The sequence below is a fragment of the Polaromonas sp. P1_G2 genome (assembly GCF_056405515.1).
In genome coordinates this window covers 1-568 of the sequence record NZ_JBFUBY010000769.1, presented here as the reverse complement: position 1 = coordinate 568, position 568 = coordinate 1, and the positions used below count along the sequence as shown (strand labels likewise).

Sequence of the window (568 nt, the reverse complement as noted above, 5' to 3'; positions counted from 1 at the left end):
GCCGCTTTCTCGACATCGAGTACCTGCCGCAAATGCTGGATGTAACGCGTTCGCACGAGGCGCAGCAGCTCTCCCACATGTCGGCGCTCTGGGCTTCGAATTGCTTCGCGCCGATAGCCGCCAACACGGACAAGTTCAAAACGCAACTTTCGATGAAAGAAATCGAAGTGATCGAAACCTTGGCGCGCGACTACATGGCGCTTTATGGCTATGAACGGATGACCGATGCACAGGCAGTGATCAGCGACGGCATGATGGCGCGCTCCCGCGAATGTTCCGAGGTGGCGAAACGATGCGCCTGGCGCGATCTGGAGCACAACGATTATCGGGATTTCATTTTGCGACGCTTCCGGCTGGACTATCTGCAGCAGGTGCGCAATCGCCTGGAAAATTTGCCGATCGCCGATGCAGGTAACGTCAACGATGTGGCACGCATTGCGTGAAATTCCTCTATGGCGAACGTGGCGAAATTGCATGCGAAATAAAGAAACTGCGATGAAACATTGGCAATTCGGCGGCATCAAAGGAAAGCTCCTTGTCGGCCTGGGCTCCATGCTGGGATTTACCG

Annotated in this window: 1 pseudogene; it reads left to right on the top strand. The window is 55.1% G+C overall.

Features of this window, described 5'->3' with window-relative positions:
* Positions 1 to 443, top strand: a pseudogene (locus AC1D0P_RS27485) (sulfotransferase); the annotation flags it as partial.
* Between the last annotated feature and the right edge of the window lie 125 nt (positions 444 to 568).